This window comes from Pseudoalteromonas arctica A 37-1-2, assembly GCF_000238395.3.
Lineage (GTDB): Bacteria > Pseudomonadota > Gammaproteobacteria > Enterobacterales > Alteromonadaceae > Pseudoalteromonas > Pseudoalteromonas arctica.
Map to the genome: position 1 here is coordinate 1240441 of NZ_CP011025.1, position 15657 is coordinate 1256097.

Consider the following 15657-nt stretch of genomic DNA (forward strand, 5'->3'; position numbering starts at 1 on the left):
TTTAAATTTCCCAAACAATAGAAACGCCTAAACCGGTTTGTTTCATTTCGATTGATAATTGTTGATTAGGTGCTAAGTAGTTAGCACCCGTTACTTTTTTTGCTGGCGAATAAAAAGCCATAGCGTTTAATTGTACCTTGTTGGTAAAAGAATGGCTAAAGCCAGTAGTGAAATGCCACTCTTGAACGCCCGGGGCTAAAATATTAAGCAAAACGTTTGATGAAGGAATAGGTTGCTCGGTATAAGATACCCCAAAACGAATTTTTTGTTGCGATGTACGTTGCCACTGATAGCCAAGCTTATAAATAGTCATATCGTTCCAGCCAAACCCAGCTCCTGTATCAGCCCCTAAAGGCGCTGACATCAAGTTAGTGATAGGATTTGCAATACTTTTTACTTCGCTGTAATTTATTTTTTGCCAATCAAATACAACCTGATTAGCTGGGGTAAGCTTATAAGCTACACCAAGTTGAAACGAACTTGGCAGATCAAATCCGCCTTGCTCTGCAAACAAACCTTTATAGCTATCAAACTCTTGCATAGACACTGATGAGCGGTAACTTGCCCCCCAGCTTAATGACGAATTTATATCTTGGCTAATACCTAGTTGAATGCCTAAGCCTGTGCTTGTATCGGTGCCATTATTTGTAAGCGCTTCTGGTGATTGCGAAAAAGGAGCAAAGTTTCCAAGCCCTTGCGCTTCAAACTGTTGCACCACGTAAATAGGGGAAACACCAAGGCGTGTTTGTTCATTCAACTTATAGCTTACTGTTGGGCTAATAAAGAGTTGTTTTAAATCAACGCCCGTTGTACCAGCGTAAAAAGTCCCCTCAGGAGAGGATTCTGCGCTGTACTCGGTATTCATACCGCCGTTGCCATACACTAATAAACCAATATTTACTTTTTCATTTAATTGATGGCCAATAGCAAACTCTGGAATTGCAAATACGGTGTTGTCGCTTTTTTGTGTTTTTGCTTCAAGATAAAATGCGCCAGGGTAAAAAGTATCTACTTTTGATGCAGTATATTTTCGTTCAGGTGAAAAAAGCTCTAAGCCCAGAGATAGCTCTGTTCCATTAGGTAAAAAGGTTGCTGGATTATTAGCGCCAGACATTAATTCTTCTGACAGCGCTACACCTGCGCCAGCCATACCTTTGTGGGTCATGCCATAGCCGTGAGTAAAATAACCATTAGTAGCAAATGCACTGAACGAACCTAACGTACACGTTAAAGCTAAGCCTGAAATTAACTGTTTTTTCATTTTAGTAAATACATAAAGTTGGAATGGGCGGACAATAGCTAATTTTTGATATTCTAAAAAGGAATTTAAATAGATTAGTTATAATAAAAGGTAATACGGCAATAGTTATAAAGCTAAAATAAATGAGCGTAGATTGCTATTCAATCTTAGCTTAAGTTAAAAGGTTCGCTAACGTATTGAGCTATAGCGATATTTAAGTATGCAATCGGTAGCTATACACTTTGGTATTAAAAGTGTGCAGGTAAAAGGAGGGTTTACGTATCAACAGCAGTTTAAAATATATTTATTAATTAACGTTTAGCTCATCTAAACAATCATTCTTAAATAACGCCATTGTATGTAAAAGCAAAGCGGCGATTAATATCGCCGCTTTTAAAAATCACATAGATTCGAGCGTTTTACCGCGTGTTTCTTTAATGTATTTAACAACAAAAAATATGCTTATAAGTGCCGATAACGCATAAAATCCATAAGCGCCGGCAAGGCCAATGTTAGCCAGCATAATAGGGAAGGTCATGGTAATTGCAAAGTTAGCAATCCACTGCGCACTGGCAGCAACGGCAAGGGCAGCACCACGAATACGGTTATTAAACATTTCGCCTAATAATACCCATACAATTGGGCCCCAACTTAAGCCAAAAAATACCACAAATAAGTTAGCCATAATAAGTGCAAACGTACCCATGTTATCGCTAAGGGTAAGTTTGCCTGCTTCATCAAGGCCTGCACTGCCAAATATATAAGTAAGCGCGCTTAAGCTGATAAACATACCAATACTGCCTACAAGCAACAGTGGTTTACGGCCAACTTTGTCAACTAGGGCAATGGCAATAAAGGTCGATACAATATTAGTAGTACCTGCGAGCACATTTATAAATAGCGATTGCGATTCATCAAACCCAGCGGCTTGCCAAAGCTCAGAGCCGTAATAAAACACCACGTTAATACCCACAAATTGCTGAAACACACTCAGCGCTACACCCACCCAAACAATTGGGTGTACTTTTTTACTGCCATCAATAAATAAATCACGAAGACTTGGCTTTGTATCGCTATGCAATGAGCGTTTAACATCGCTTACTTGTGCATCGGCATTGTCGTTCGATATTTTGCTAAATACCGCTTTTGCATCATCCACTTTACCTTGCGCCACTAAATAACGAGGCGATTCAGGAATAAATAAAACACCCACTAAAAACAACACAGCAGGCACAAGCTCTGCCCAAAACATCCAGCGCCAAGCGGCTATATCAAGCATTAAAATATTTTGCGCGCTGCCTGCTGCATCAGCTATTAAATAGTTACTTAAAAACGCAGCAAATAACCCCAATACAATAGCGAGTTGTTGCAATGTAGCTAAACGACCACGAAGTGCTGGTGGCGCAACTTCAGCAATGTAAGCTGGCGCTAATACAGATGCAGCACCAATACCTAAACCACCAAATAAACGGTAAAAAATAAACTCCGCAGAGCTTTCGCTAATGCCCGAACCAAATGCACTAATGGCAAAAATAATCGCGGTGATGATCATAATTGCACGGCGACCAAACTTATCAGCCAGCGGCCCCGCAGCAAGCGCACCTAAGGCGCAGCCAAGTAAAACAGATGCTACGTTAAAGCCCGTAGCCACACTGCTTGAATTAAATGCATTACCGAGCGCGGACACCGTGCCGTTAATAACGCCCGAGTCAAAACCAAATAAAAAGCCACCAATAGCAGCAACGGCCGATATAAATATTACGTAAAAAAGAGAGGTGTTTTCAGCTGTGTTGGCTGAGTGGGAAGGCGGTGTGTGCGTTGTCATTATATGCCCTGAAAGTTAAATTAAATTTAAAGGAACATAATATCGTAAAGCGTTATGGTTGAATACGCTTGTGCGGGTATAAAGGGATTGGCGAGTATAAATTGAGCCATTTTTAAAGGCATTAGTTTAAAGGCTTTAGATTCAATGCTTTGAAATTAAGTAGCGCCTTTTTAAATAACACAGGCCGAATTTCAATAAACAATGTGCTTTGTATGGGAAGTGCCTGTTGGAACAATATTACTGATCTGTACCTTTAAGTGTGCTTTTGCAATTACATAAATTGATATGAGGTTTAGTAATTGTTTACAAGTGATTATTTGCTGGTTAAGGTGAATGCATTATAAAATAGGGACATTTGTCGGTCTAAAGTGACAGGTGTCGTAGACAAAGTTGTTAGCCCTTAGGAGTTAAATTGGAAGTTCCTAGCATTCTATATAAATATGCAACAGCATCTACAACAAATATCGTTTTAGAAACTGGGCGTCTTCGTTGGCAAAGTCCATGCCAGTTTAATGATATCCATGAATTACAGCGGATGCCTGTATTATCACCAAGCTTTGAAGAAGGTAAAGATACTTACGCCAATAAACTTGTAGATATTATTTTTAATGAACAAGAAATTGATTTTTCTAAATATTCTTTTTGGACTGAAGTTCTTTTAACTCAATTGAAAGAATTGAAAAGTAACAATGTCACAGCTAAAGAGGCATTAAGTTTATTGCAAAAACACATTCCTAGTAGTCAAGATAAGCTAGAAGATCTCTTCCGAAAAAGTACGGAACAAGCTAATGATGGTTCACTACGCTGTTTTTGCTTAACAGAAAATAACAATAATTCTTTAATGTGGGCTCATTATGGTGATAGCTATGCTGGCTGCATGCTAGGATTCAAACACATCGATAAACTGTCGACACCTTTTGCTGCGGCTGAAAAAGTAAACTACTCACCAAATGCCCCTATTATTGGTAGTGCAGTTGATTTTTATTTATATGGCCACAACCTTGAACAAAACAAGAAAACTCGTTTAGCAATTTATCATACAAAGAGTGAAGATTGGGCATACGAAAAAGAGTGGAGAGTTGTTTATAATATAAAATCTCCTAGCAACCAAAGATATTCAGACTTTAAATTTTATCCAGAAGAGTTAGAGTCGATTACATTTGGCCCAAAAATTAATCCGGACGAGAAAATCAACATTTTAAAATTAATTGAAAATAAATACTCTCATTGCAAGATCTATGAAATTAAAATAAATAATGGGCAATCAGTCAGGCAATTAGTTCAGGGCTAACAAGAAATTCCAGGTGACGCCTACGGTGCACCTGAATTAAGCATTGAGGCTGTAGGATTACTTTCTTAAAGAAAAACAGTCTGTTTTATGGGTTCCAAAAATGCATTACCTAATGCTTTAAAAACGCTTAGAGTTAATTACAGGAGCTCGATTTTAATTGAATTTGGTTGTTGAAGTTATTCTACAGTCTCGTTATATTTCAAGGAGTGATCGTGGTTGAATTTGTTAAGTCTGCATTACCTTTTCTGTCGCTTGTAATTGCGATGCTAGCTGTTGTAGTTGGCCCTATAGTTTCAATGCGGATATCTAAAAACCAAAATGCCAATAATTTACGTATTGCAAATAAGCAAATTATTGCACCTATTAGGCAGTCATGGATTAATGAATTGAGGGTTTTACTAGCTGATATAACTGGTAAATGCTCTCATTACTGGGCATCTGGCTACGAAGACCGTACAGACGCAGAGTATCAATATATTACTGAATCCATTAATAAGCTTAATTTATATATAAATTCTAAAGAAGAGAGTCATCTTAAATTGCTTGTCCATGTAACTGAGATGCATAATGCTTTACTGTCAGGCTGTTCTATTGAGAGTGATGCAGAGTTTTGGAATTCGCACAAATTAACCATAGAGCAGTCACAAATTGTTTTAAAGAAAGAGTGGGAGCGAGTTAAAAATGAAATATAACAAGTGGTTAAGCCTATCATCGCTAACTCATCACTAGCATAAAAGTATTCTTAGCACTATTTATAGTGCTAAATCCTCCGAAATTTCTGCCTTACACCTTAAAGCTCTCAAAGTACTCTTTTTGCAATTCTATAGTAAGCGCTTTAGGGCGAATGCCTTGTACTAGGTTGTATACCTCTTCTTTTGTGTAACCTGCCGAATTTAAAATAAGCGCAGCGACCAACCCTGTGCGGCCAGTGCTGCCTTTACAATGTATGGCAATGGTTTGCTTTTGTTGTATGTCGGTTTTACATTTAGTGCTTATCGACTCTACATTATTTTTATATGGCAACTATAAGCATTACCGATTACAAGTTTAAGATTGAATAATAAGCACAAATGCTAGATACTGTTTTTATATACAGTTGTGGCGATATTATGAAAAAAGAATTACCAGCAAAATACTATTTAGCGCATTTTAAAGAGCTTATTGAGTTTGTAACAAGTAAATGTATGCATTTACTTGAGCCTAAACATAGTGAATTTATTAGTAAAATTAACCAGCTAGATGAGCAAAGCCAGTGCATGTTGGCGCGGGTGTATTCGCGCAAGCCTTATTTGGTGCAGGCGCAATCGCTTAATTATGAAGAAATAACATCGCCGCATCAGGCTATTTATACGCTAAAAAAAGCGGGCATTTTATTTGAGCCAAACGAGCAGCATTATTCGCAGCTTTTAGCGCACTTAACCAAACCTTCTTTGGTTGAGTTGCTAAGTAATTACAGTGAGCAAATAAGCTTTAAAAAGAGCGCCGCTAAAGGCGCGCTGGTGGATATTGCGCGTGAGTTTTTTAAAGCATGCCCACAAGAGCTTGCGCCACTTTATAGCCAGTATGTAATTAATAACCGCAGTGATTACTACGAGTATTTTGAGTTTTTATTTGCAGGCAAGCTAAGCAGTGGAGATGTGAATCATCAAAACCGTTTTGTAATGCGAGATTTAGGTTTAACCGCTACGCGCGAAGGGCACAGTGAGAGCTTGTCACGCTTTGAAACACTTGACGAAGCGCAATCAAACTATTTATTAAACCGTTACCGGTTAGCATTTAAAAATATTACAGATGAGAGCGATTACGTTGCTTTAGCGTCGCAGGTTTTAGTGCAAGCTGCACATGGTGCCATTGCCGTTGTATTAAAAAACAAATTATTAGTTAGGCTTTATAGGCAGCTAAAAACAGTTGATAGCGAACTTGCTTTTAGCTTACTAGAAGGGTGCGCGGATGATAGCGAAGCACAAGAAATTCAAATAAGAGAGCAATACAGGCTTGGCAATAAAGAGTGGGTAAAAGCTCGATTAGAAGCCATTATCGAAAACCCGCTCACTGATGATTTACTGTATTTTGCTGACGATTTTTTAATGCGTAAGTTTAATAAAAAAACACGTTCTCGTTTAAGTGCCATGCTTGCCGACACCCAATGCGTGCTAGAAATAGATGAACTGTACCGAGGTGAAGTAGAGCAGGGCGTAAACGATTATTATACTCGCCAAGGTATGGCTGTATTTAATACCGAAAACACGCTTTGGCAAAGTTTGTTTGGTTTAGTATTTTGGCATGAGTTATTTGTGGAGTCGCCTTATCCACCATGCAATGAGTTTGATATTTATCCGCAAGTATTAAGGCTTGGTAATTTTTATGAAGCGCAGCAAACACAGATAAACGAGCGCTTAGCACAGTGCCAAACGTCGCAAGCATTACTTAATTTAGTATGCAAAAATGCAGCGCAATACTTTGACCAACCTAACGGTTTGTTTAGGTGGCGCAGCAATTTATTAGAGCCACTAGAGGCGCTTATTTTAAACAGCCCTATTAAGGCGCTAATTGCGCACTTAACAGCCATGAGCAAACATTATTTACAGCTAAAAGACGGCTACCCCGACTTAATGGTAATTAATAATGGCCAAGTACATTTTGAAGAGGTAAAAGCCCCGGGCGATAAGCTTAGGCGCAACCAACTTACCACTATTGATAATTTAAAAAATGTCGGCTTTACAGTACACATTGCTGCGGTTAAATGGTTTGTAGATCCTAACCGTATTTACAGTGTGGTCGATATAGAAACCACAGGCGGCTTAAAAGGCGGTAACCGTATTACCGAAATAGGCCTTGTAAAAGTACAGCACGGAAAAGTAATTGATACTTGGACAAGCTTAGTTAACCCCGAGCGCCATATACCTGGATTTATAACGTCACTAACTGGTATTAGCGACAGCATGGTTTATAACGCGCCCGTATTTGCAGAGGTTGTAAAGCCACTAATTGATAAACTCGCAGGCAGTATTTTTGTAGCCCATAACGTTAATTTTGACTACGGCTTTATTAAAAAAGAATGCGAGATGGCAGGGCACTTTTTTAAAATGCCAAAAATGTGCACCGTGGTTGAGTCGCGCAAAGCGTTTAAAGGCTTAAAGTCGTATTCGCTTGGTAATCTCTCATCGCATTTTAATTTAAATTTAACCAGCCATCACCGCGCACTTGCTGATGCAACGGCTACTGCTGAGTTATTGTTACTTATTCAGCAATCCCAAAGTAGTGAATAGATCCTCAGATTAACTAAAAGCCACTAAATAGTTATGCCATGAATAATCAGCACTTAATTGAAAATTAATTATGTGCTGACACTTAAAGTGGGTCTTTAATATAATTTAGACTTCGAAGTCTAAATTGCATGCTCTATTCGAATTTTATTCCTTTTCTTTGTTTAAATCCCTCACATTAAACTGATCAAACCAGTAATTTTAAATCAGCCATAAAAATTAAATTTGTTTACTATTAGCTGCTTGAGTTGGTTTTAAGCTTTTGTTTTTATAACACCTGTTAGTTACATGTAAAAGTTGCATTAATCGTTGTTGCATTCGAATGCAAAAGGCGGTAGTTTTTATGAGTCGAAAAAATAGTCATTTAAATACTGCGTTTTTAATAATTATAAATAATAAAAATTCGGTGGTGGATCATAGCGTCCATAAATGCTTAATAAAATTCATTTCAACAGGTGGAGAATTTATCTCATGACGACAAATATTTTACGTAAAACACTTATTTTTGCTGCTGTAAATACGGCGTTATTAGGCTCAGCATCTGTATTTTCACAAGAAGCAAAATTAAACCCCAATAAAGAGCTGGAGGTGATTTCTGTTACCTCTACTAAGCGAGTTAAAAGTATTCAGTCGGTGCCTTTAGCAGTTACTGCGGTGTCGGCTAAAGATTTACTAGAAAATGGCATTACCGATATTTTAAGCCTTGATAGCCTAGCGCCAGGTTTAAAGTCGGGTGTGTCGGGGAGCGATGCCCGTCCAGCTATGCGCGGTGCCAGAACAGAGCAAGTAGAGGCTAATGATGTTGCTATTGCATTTTACTCTAACGGTGTTTATCGCCCACGCCATGGGCAAGCACTCGCTGGCTTTGTTGATTTAGAACGTGTTGAAGTACTACGCGGCCCGCAAGGGACGTTGTTCGGGCGTAACTCATTTGGTGGCGTAATTGATGTAATAGCTAAAAAGCCTGAACTTGATATCACCGAAGGTGGTATGGCTACAACGTTTGGTAATTATGGCCATTTGCGCGGTGAAGGCTTTTTTAATGCTGCTTTAACCGATGACACCGCAGTACGCTTTACTGGGGTACGAGAAATACGTGACCCGTACGTAGAGAATTCGTTTAATGAATCAGCAGGCTTGAAAGATGCCGATATGTATTTTTTACGTGGCCAAGTATTTACTGAATTTAACGACGATGTAAATTTAAATGTAAAAGTAGAAACGTGGCAGGACGAGTCAAATGGCGGCGGTGCTTTTGGTTACCATATTTTAGGTGTACCTATAAACCCAGCGACAGGTAAAACAAGCTTATCGGCACCATTAACTCAGCGCATTGGTCGAGATGATGTGTGTGGCAGTAATTGTGGTCGTTTTGGTGCAGGCCTAGATAATGCAGCAACGCCTGGGCTTGATACTGCCCAAGGTGTATCGTCAGACCCATTTACTCAGCAGTTTGATTATAAGCCATCACGCAATGTGAGCGATGTAAGTATTAGCGCCGAGTTAAACTGGTCGCTTGAGTCGGTTGATTTAAAAGTAATTGCAGCCTCAATGGATTACGAAGAAACACGCCTTACCGATGGTGATTTTTCGACTTATGCAACCACAGTAGATGGTAACGCAATTGAATCTAAAACTAACTCGTTAGAAGTACAAGTTAGCTCTACCTACGAAAGTGATTTTGAATGGGTGGCTGGTATTTACTTATTTTCAGAGGACCTAGATAACGCTTTTTTAAATGCGAGCTACGGAGCTGTGGTTGATAATGTACCCGATACAACGCAGCCTCAAGCACTTCAATATGCACCATGGTTAAACCAAATTCAGCTAGAAACGCGATCAGCGGCGGCTTACTTTCAAGGTAACTACACATTTAGTGATGATACACGCGGTATAGCAGGTATAAGGTACACAAATGATAAACGTGAGTGGGATATCTACGGTCAAAATACCAATGATTTAAGCACGATCGATTTTTCAGAGTTAGAGGTAAAAGATGCAGATGGCGATTGGAGTAAAGTAACGTGGAAAGTTGGTATTGAACACGACTTAACAAACGATCAGCTACTATACGCTACAGTATCTACAGGCTTTTTAGCTGGTAATGCACAGGGCGCTTTTAACGGTGAAAACAGTTACGATGAGCAAACAGTAACGGCTTACGAAGTAGGCTTTAAAAGCATGCTGCTTGATAATTCATTAAGATTTAACGCCTCTTTATATTACAACCAATACGAAGATTTACTTTCTACGCGTTTTCAAAATGTAGGCGGTACGGCGGTATCATTTTTTGGTAATGCGGGCGAAATTGATGCAGCTGGTCTTGAGCTTGAAATTGATTGGCAAGCGAGTGATGCATTGCGCCTAGGTGCACGTGCCGCGTTTACAGATTCTACTTATGGTGACTTTGTTACGCCAAATGTGTTTGAAGAAGGCGGAGAGACTATAAATGGCGTAGATAACTTACTGCAACTTGACGGTAACGAAGTGCAGTTAAGTCCCAAATATAACATTACCCTTTTAGCGAGTTACGAGTTTGATTTAGGTGATAAAGGCCGCATTGTGCCTGCTACCAGTATTCAGTTATCGGATTCGTATACGACCAACGATCTCCCGTTTTCGTTTGGTACGCAAGGTAGCTATCAAAAATACGATGCCAGTATTGCATGGTATTCGGCCGATAATGAGTGGGCTGTACGCGCATATGTTCAAAATGCAGGCGATGAACTTATCTTGCTTAGAACGGTTCGCTTTGGCGGTAACGTAGCGGCTGCTGACTATGCTAATCCTCGCACTTATGGCGTAAGAATAGGTTATAACTTTTAAGCCAGTTATCGTTTTAACTGCTTTATACTCGGTTAGGGTTTAACTAAAGTTAAGTTATTAATAAAATTGGATATTATTTAAAAGGCCAGCAATATTGTATTGCTGGCCTTTTTATTTTATAGATTTCGAAATCATGATTATTTTTATTTTAAATCATTGTTATTTATGTTTTTTTATAGTTCAGGTTAATTATTGGGCAGAAAGTTGTTGATCTTTTTGACTTCGAAGTCTATTTTGTATCAATGCATTTTCAATTGATACAATTTGTTTACTGTAATAATTGAAAATGTAGAGTTGGGGAGAAGTAGACACGTTTTAAACTCGGGGGAATAATTATAATGAAAGCTAAATTTACACGGACTCTCGTTCATTTTGCTGTAACAACTGCTATTACAGCAACCACAATGAATGCTCACAGCGCCGAAGAAGCAACATCAACACAAACTCAGCAGCAAATTAAAGAACCAGCCATTGAACGCATAGCCGTTACTGCAAACCGTCGCTCACAAGATCTACAGGAAGTATCATCATCAATCACTGCACTAGGGGAGGCTGATATAGCCCGTGCAGGTATTATTGATGTTACGGGTCTTGAGCAGGTTGTACCGGGTTTACGTATGGGGTCATCCGGTGGTGAGGTTCGTCCTGCAATGCGCGGCGCACGCACTAATGAGGTGGGTGTAGCAGGCACCGGTATTGCTGAGCAAATAGTCGGTATATTTCAAGATGGTATTTACGTACCGACTACCTCATCTGGTTTAGGAGCATTGGTGGATGTGCAGCGCATAGAAGTGCTGCGTGGCCCACAAGGTACTCTATACGGACGTAACACCTTTGCTGGCAGTATTAATATAATTACTAATCAACCTGTTTTTGACGATTTACTGGGGAGTATAAAAGTTGAAACAGGGAGTTATAACCGCAGTGCTTACGAGGGTATTATAAATATACCTGTAAGCGATACGCTCGCGACCCGTTTTGTAGTGGCCTCTGATCGTCACGATGGCTATATCAATAACTTAGTGATTCCAGGGCCTTCGGATGATTTACGCGAAAAAAATCAGTTTTATATGCGTAATGTCACTAAGTGGCAACCAAACGATAAGTTTAACGCAACGGTACGTTTTGACTACTCGCGTAAAAACTCAAACTCAGAAGCTATTTGGGGCTATCAGCAAATTGCGGGTTACCAAATAAGCGAAACGTCACCTGGCTCCGGCATATTTGATCCTAACCCTACAATTACAGCTGGGCATATTTATCAGCCAAGTGATACGCAACATGACGACCTTGGTCCATATGATGTTTATCGCAATAGCTTTTCGCTTGATAAACAAGAAAGCTTTTCGACCACAGTAGCACTTGAGTGGTATACCGACTTTGCTGATATTAAGTGGACGACTAACTATTCAACCCTTAACGGCAAGCAATACTACGACAACGACTATAGCGATGGCGGTATTGATTTTGTAGGTGGTTTTGGGCGAGTGGACGACCAAAAAACATTATCGTCTGAGTTACAGTTTGCATCAAATAATGACGACTCTGATTTTTCGTGGATTGGTGGACTTTACTACTTTGATCAAGAAGCAGATTGGAGCTGGTTATCGCATGCAGATACAACAGGTGATGGTGTATCAGACTCTGTCGTTGTGCCTTCGTGGGGGAATCCAGATTATGACCCGCATACAGCTAAATCTATCGCAGCGTATGGGCAGTTACGTTATCAAATTAGTGAAGACTTACGTATTGTAGGTGGTTTACGTGTAAACCAAGACGATAAAACGTTTACTGGTGATGTCATTCCCGATTGGGATGATTCTGCAATGTTATATAAAGCAGCTGCAGAGTACGATATAAACAAAGACATAATGGTGTATGCAAGCGTCGCCACTGGTTACAGAACGGGTGGTGCAAACGATTCGCGCGTGGTAGCACGTGGTGCAGACCCCCTTTATGATAACGAAGATGTTATTTCGTATGAAATGGGTATGAAAAGCTACTTGCTAGATGGTGCAATGCGCTTAAATATATCGGTATTTATGAATAAGTACGAAGACGTAAAAGCACAGTTGTTTGCAACGTCATGTAACGATACAACAACGGGAGATACCGTTTTAGAATGTGTGTCTGCAGGTACAGCCACAACTTTTGAATATTACGAAAATGGCGGTGACGTTGAGACTAAAGGCCTTGAAGCCGACCTTCAATGGGTACCAATTGATAATTTAACGCTTACCGGTACGTTATCGTTATTGGATAGCGAATTTGCTGATGGTTACGCTGTGGGTAACGAGCAACTTCGTCCATTACTAGCACTTGGTAACCAAGGTGGCCGCCAAGATATAAACGATAATTCTAGCCAATTTAGTTTTGAAGGCTGGCGACCTGCAATGGCACCAGAATACAGCATGGGGCTTTCGGCGCGTTATGAGTTTAGTTTAGGGGGCGATTCGTACTTAGTACCGTATATTCAAATGAATTACTTAGACGATTACTACGCGTTTGATACAAACATCCCTGAGGTAAGAGTAGATGCGCATTTAATGGCTGATGCGCGTTTAACCTGGTTTATAAACGACAGCGTACAGGTTGAAGCATACGTTAAGAATATTGGTGACAAAGCCATATTAACGCGTGGTGTGGTGCATTCACAAATTGTTGATGGTTTGCCAGCTAACTCAGTACAAGCAAACTGGAGCAACCCGCGTACGTGGGGTGCGAGCTTGAAATACCAGTTTTAAGGTTTCCTAAATGGCCGCATGGCCATAACTTTCAGCCAGCTAATAAATTTATTAGCTGGCTTTTTTATTTAAAAAAAGCTATCGAATTAGTTCGCACTGAGCATTAGTATCATATTTGGCGAGTATTTTTTTGCATTCATCCAAGGCTCTTGTATTTGCTTTAGATTGTGAGCTGTAACCCTCTGAAAAGCCATAAAACTCGCCACCATTTTCGGTTTTCCCTAGTGCGAATGCTTTTCTGCCAGCTCTTGACTCGAATGTGGTTAATGCATTTACCGTCGCTACATTATAAGTACTTGAGTCACACAAAAGCGCGTTGGGTTCTACTTCACATAATGTAGGCGTAGATTGGCAGCCAGTTAAAAGTAAGACGATACCGATACTGAGATACTTCATTTATTGTCCTTAATTATTATAATTTGAGGTTTAATGTACCTAAAAAAGTTAAAATTATAAACAAAAAAAGCGCTCAGTGAGCGCTTGAAGGGAAGTAATAAGTGTTTACAGTGCGAATTGCTGATTTAACGCGAGGGTGTCAAATTGCATTACTTCGCTTGATATTAGAGTGTTAGTAATTGTAATAACTGTGAGTATTTGTTGGCGAACGCGTACGTTTTTAGTATTAAAAGTACCATCGAGTGTCCAGCAAATTGTTGCTTGGTTTAAGGCACTGTCAAACTGTACGGTTTCTAATTGGGCGTAGCATCTGCTTAGGGTTTGTGAAAGCGCTAAATGGCAATTTAACAGCGCATCTTTTGATTGTGTTTCGTTACTGCCAGCAAGAATAACGTCTGCATTTTTAGCATAAACACTTTCAAAATTAGTTAAGTTATTAAGCTGCCAAATTTGCCACCAATTATTTAATGTTTCGGCGGTTTGCGTTGGTAATTCACAAATATCACTGGGCGTTGCATGAAAGGTCGTTGGGTGCAGCTGGTTATCTAAATCGCAAACCATAATAGGGTCGCTTTTAGGTAACTTAGGGATCACCAGCGTATTATTACTTGCCTCACCTGTAAATTCGTTGTTAGCCAATAATAGCGTATCAACAACACATTTCACTGATTTTATGAAGGTATTATTGTGCTTAATTACAAACGAAAGTCTTACTGGTTTTAGTAATTTTTTAGGTTGTAATATCAGCTGTAAAGTCTCAAGTTCCTGGCCTTTACTGTGCGTTTTAGATATTAATTCTGATACGCCATATTGCGCCAAAAAATCAAGCCATAGCGGTTGTGCTTGCAATGACCCCATCGCGGTAAAGTGATGTTGTTGCCAACGGCTACTACGCAACAATTTACTTGAAATAGTTTTAATATCTGCTTTGGTGTATAAATCGATAATTGCGTTGATCATGCATTTACCTCCAATTCTGTTTGGCTATTTAATGCGTGTGATCTAAATAGGTTTGCGAGTAGCGCAACTTCGTCAAAAACGGTGACTTCTTCAATAATCTTTTGATTTTTGATACGTAAATGTGAGGCGCCTAACACAAAATAAGGAAGATTTTTTAGCTCACTTAGTTCATCGCTTTGTGGATTGAAATGCCCTGCAAGTGACCAACGAATAGCAACATCTGTGGTGCTCTCACCAAAGGGGGTAACTGCTAAGTGATCGACGGTTAGTTTGGCATCAGGGCAATTGGCAAAAAACTGTATAAAGACACCATTAATTTGTGCAAGGCCGGTTGCCATTCTGCCACTTGGCCATTGTTGTGTGGCCGTTAAGTTATAAAACTCGTGTATTTTAGCAAATTGCTTTTGGTTAAATAACGTATCTAACCAGTTATGCGCAAATGCGGCCAGTTCACCGTCTAAAATTGGAGTGCTTGGCGTGCGATGATCAATTGCTTGTACCCGGGTAAACTCTTCATCAAGCCATTGTATGTGTTTTTCTTTACTTGGTATTTTGGCCATGTGCTTGGCTACATTTATAATATTAAGGCCAAGTTGTTTAACTAAAAAGCCGTTGTCGCGTACTAGCCATTCTTTTACTATTTTATTTTCAAAACAAACGCAGTCGGCAATGGTTGTTACTCGGCCTGTTTTATTGGTAGCTGGGCCAAATTCTGAGTTACCGGTATTACTCATTACACTGCTAATTAAGTGTGATGAGTAGTAATGCTCATTACCGTCTTCTGAAAAAATAACATTTTCGCCAATAAGGCTTCTATCTGGGAATGCGGCAATGGTTTTAAGCGTGCCTTGAATAACATCTTCAATATTTTCGCCGTAAGCACCAAGTGTAAAAACAGGACATACATCAGCGTAATAGCGATAACATAAACCAATGTTTTTTTGCTCCCAAATGCGGTGCGTAATACGTAAAATGTAATCAACAATATCAACAAACTCTTCGTCAAACCCTACAAGCGCTTGCTGTTTTTTACTTTGCGGATTTAATACGCTCGATAAAGGCAGCCAGTAAGGTTGGGTAATTGTGTTTTGTGTGCTCATAAGTATCTC

At 39.5% G+C, this 15657-nt stretch carries 10 protein-coding genes and 1 pseudogene; 5 read left to right on the top strand and 6 right to left on the bottom strand.

Features of this window, described 5'->3' with window-relative positions; all coding sequences use genetic code 11:
* Window position 1: 1 nt before the first annotated feature.
* On the bottom strand, window positions 2-1261 hold the full coding sequence (locus tag PARC_RS05570) for an OmpP1/FadL family transporter (RefSeq protein ID WP_010553724.1): 1260 nt from the start codon (window positions 1259-1261) through the stop codon (window positions 2-4).
* A gap of 379 nt (window positions 1262-1640) precedes the next feature.
* Entirely contained in the window at window positions 1641-3065 is a 1425-nt protein-coding gene (locus tag PARC_RS05575) for a sugar porter family MFS transporter (protein ID WP_010553723.1), read from the bottom strand.
* 412 nt (window positions 3066-3477) lie between these two features.
* Between PARC_RS05575 and PARC_RS05580 the strand changes: the two genes are divergently transcribed.
* Both PARC_RS05580 and PARC_RS05585 read left to right on the top strand, forming a co-directional pair.
* Window positions 3478-4356 (top strand): DUF2971 domain-containing protein, encoded by an 879-nt coding sequence (locus PARC_RS05580; RefSeq protein ID WP_010553722.1) that lies wholly within the window; start codon window positions 3478-3480, stop codon window positions 4354-4356.
* A 212-nt stretch (window positions 4357-4568) separates the two neighbouring features.
* Entirely contained in the window at window positions 4569-5048 is a 480-nt protein-coding gene (locus PARC_RS05585) for a hypothetical protein (RefSeq protein ID WP_010553721.1), read from the top strand.
* A 91-nt stretch (window positions 5049-5139) separates the two neighbouring features.
* Here the strand turns inward: PARC_RS05585 and PARC_RS05590 are convergent.
* Window positions 5140-5331, bottom strand: a pseudogene (locus PARC_RS05590) (protein-tyrosine phosphatase family protein); the annotation flags it as partial.
* 95 nt (window positions 5332-5426) lie between these two features.
* Between PARC_RS05590 and PARC_RS05595 the strand changes: the two are divergent.
* From PARC_RS05595 to PARC_RS05605, 3 genes are all read left to right on the top strand, one after another.
* Complete coding sequence (locus PARC_RS05595) at window positions 5427-7625, top strand: exonuclease domain-containing protein (RefSeq protein WP_010553719.1); 2199 nt, start codon at window positions 5427-5429, stop codon at window positions 7623-7625.
* A gap of 468 nt (window positions 7626-8093) precedes the next feature.
* Complete coding sequence (locus PARC_RS05600; RefSeq protein WP_010553718.1) at window positions 8094-10448, top strand: TonB-dependent receptor; 2355 nt, start codon at window positions 8094-8096, stop codon at window positions 10446-10448.
* Window positions 10449-10786: 338 nt separating this feature from the next.
* Complete coding sequence (locus PARC_RS05605; protein WP_010553717.1) at window positions 10787-13192, top strand: TonB-dependent receptor; 2406 nt, start codon at window positions 10787-10789, stop codon at window positions 13190-13192.
* A 78-nt stretch (window positions 13193-13270) separates the two neighbouring features.
* On the opposite strand, the gene PARC_RS05610 is transcribed toward PARC_RS05605, so the two are convergent.
* The 3 genes from PARC_RS05610 to PARC_RS05620 all read right to left on the bottom strand — a co-directional run bounded on the left by PARC_RS05610 (window position 13271) and on the right by PARC_RS05620 (window position 15648).
* A complete protein-coding gene (locus tag PARC_RS05610; RefSeq protein WP_010553716.1) occupies window positions 13271-13588 on the bottom strand; it encodes a hypothetical protein in 318 nt (105 codons plus the stop codon).
* 105 nt (window positions 13589-13693) lie between these two features.
* A complete protein-coding gene (locus PARC_RS05615) occupies window positions 13694-14548 on the bottom strand; it encodes a nuclear transport factor 2-like protein (protein WP_010553715.1) in 855 nt (284 codons plus the stop codon).
* Window positions 14545-15648: an ester cyclase gene (locus PARC_RS05620; RefSeq protein ID WP_010553714.1), complete on the bottom strand. Its 1104-nt coding sequence runs from the start codon at window positions 15646-15648 to the stop codon at window positions 14545-14547. Before PARC_RS05620 ends, PARC_RS05615 begins: the two co-directional genes overlap by 4 nt.
* Between the last annotated feature and the right edge of the window lie 9 nt (window positions 15649-15657).

Bases quoted from the DNA above. Each gene is read 5' to 3' on its own strand.
- PARC_RS05605 (WP_010553717.1), top strand. From the start codon at position 10,787: ATGAAAGCTAAATTTACACGGACTCTCGTTCATTTTGCTGTAACAACT.
- PARC_RS05570 (WP_010553724.1), bottom strand. From the start codon at position 1,261: ATGAAAAAACAGTTAATTTCAGGCTTAGCTTTAACGTGTACGTTAGGT.
- PARC_RS05615 (WP_010553715.1), bottom strand. From the start codon at position 14,548: ATGATCAACGCAATTATCGATTTATACACCAAAGCAGATATTAAAACT.
- PARC_RS05575 (WP_010553723.1), bottom strand. From the start codon at position 3,065: ATGACAACGCACACACCGCCTTCCCACTCAGCCAACACAGCTGAAAAC.
- PARC_RS05595 (WP_010553719.1), top strand. From the start codon at position 5,427: ATGCTAGATACTGTTTTTATATACAGTTGTGGCGATATTATGAAAAAA.
- PARC_RS05600 (WP_010553718.1), top strand. From the start codon at position 8,094: ATGACGACAAATATTTTACGTAAAACACTTATTTTTGCTGCTGTAAAT.
- PARC_RS05610 (WP_010553716.1), bottom strand. From the start codon at position 13,588: ATGAAGTATCTCAGTATCGGTATCGTCTTACTTTTAACTGGCTGCCAA.
- PARC_RS05620 (WP_010553714.1), bottom strand. From the start codon at position 15,648: ATGAGCACACAAAACACAATTACCCAACCTTACTGGCTGCCTTTATCG.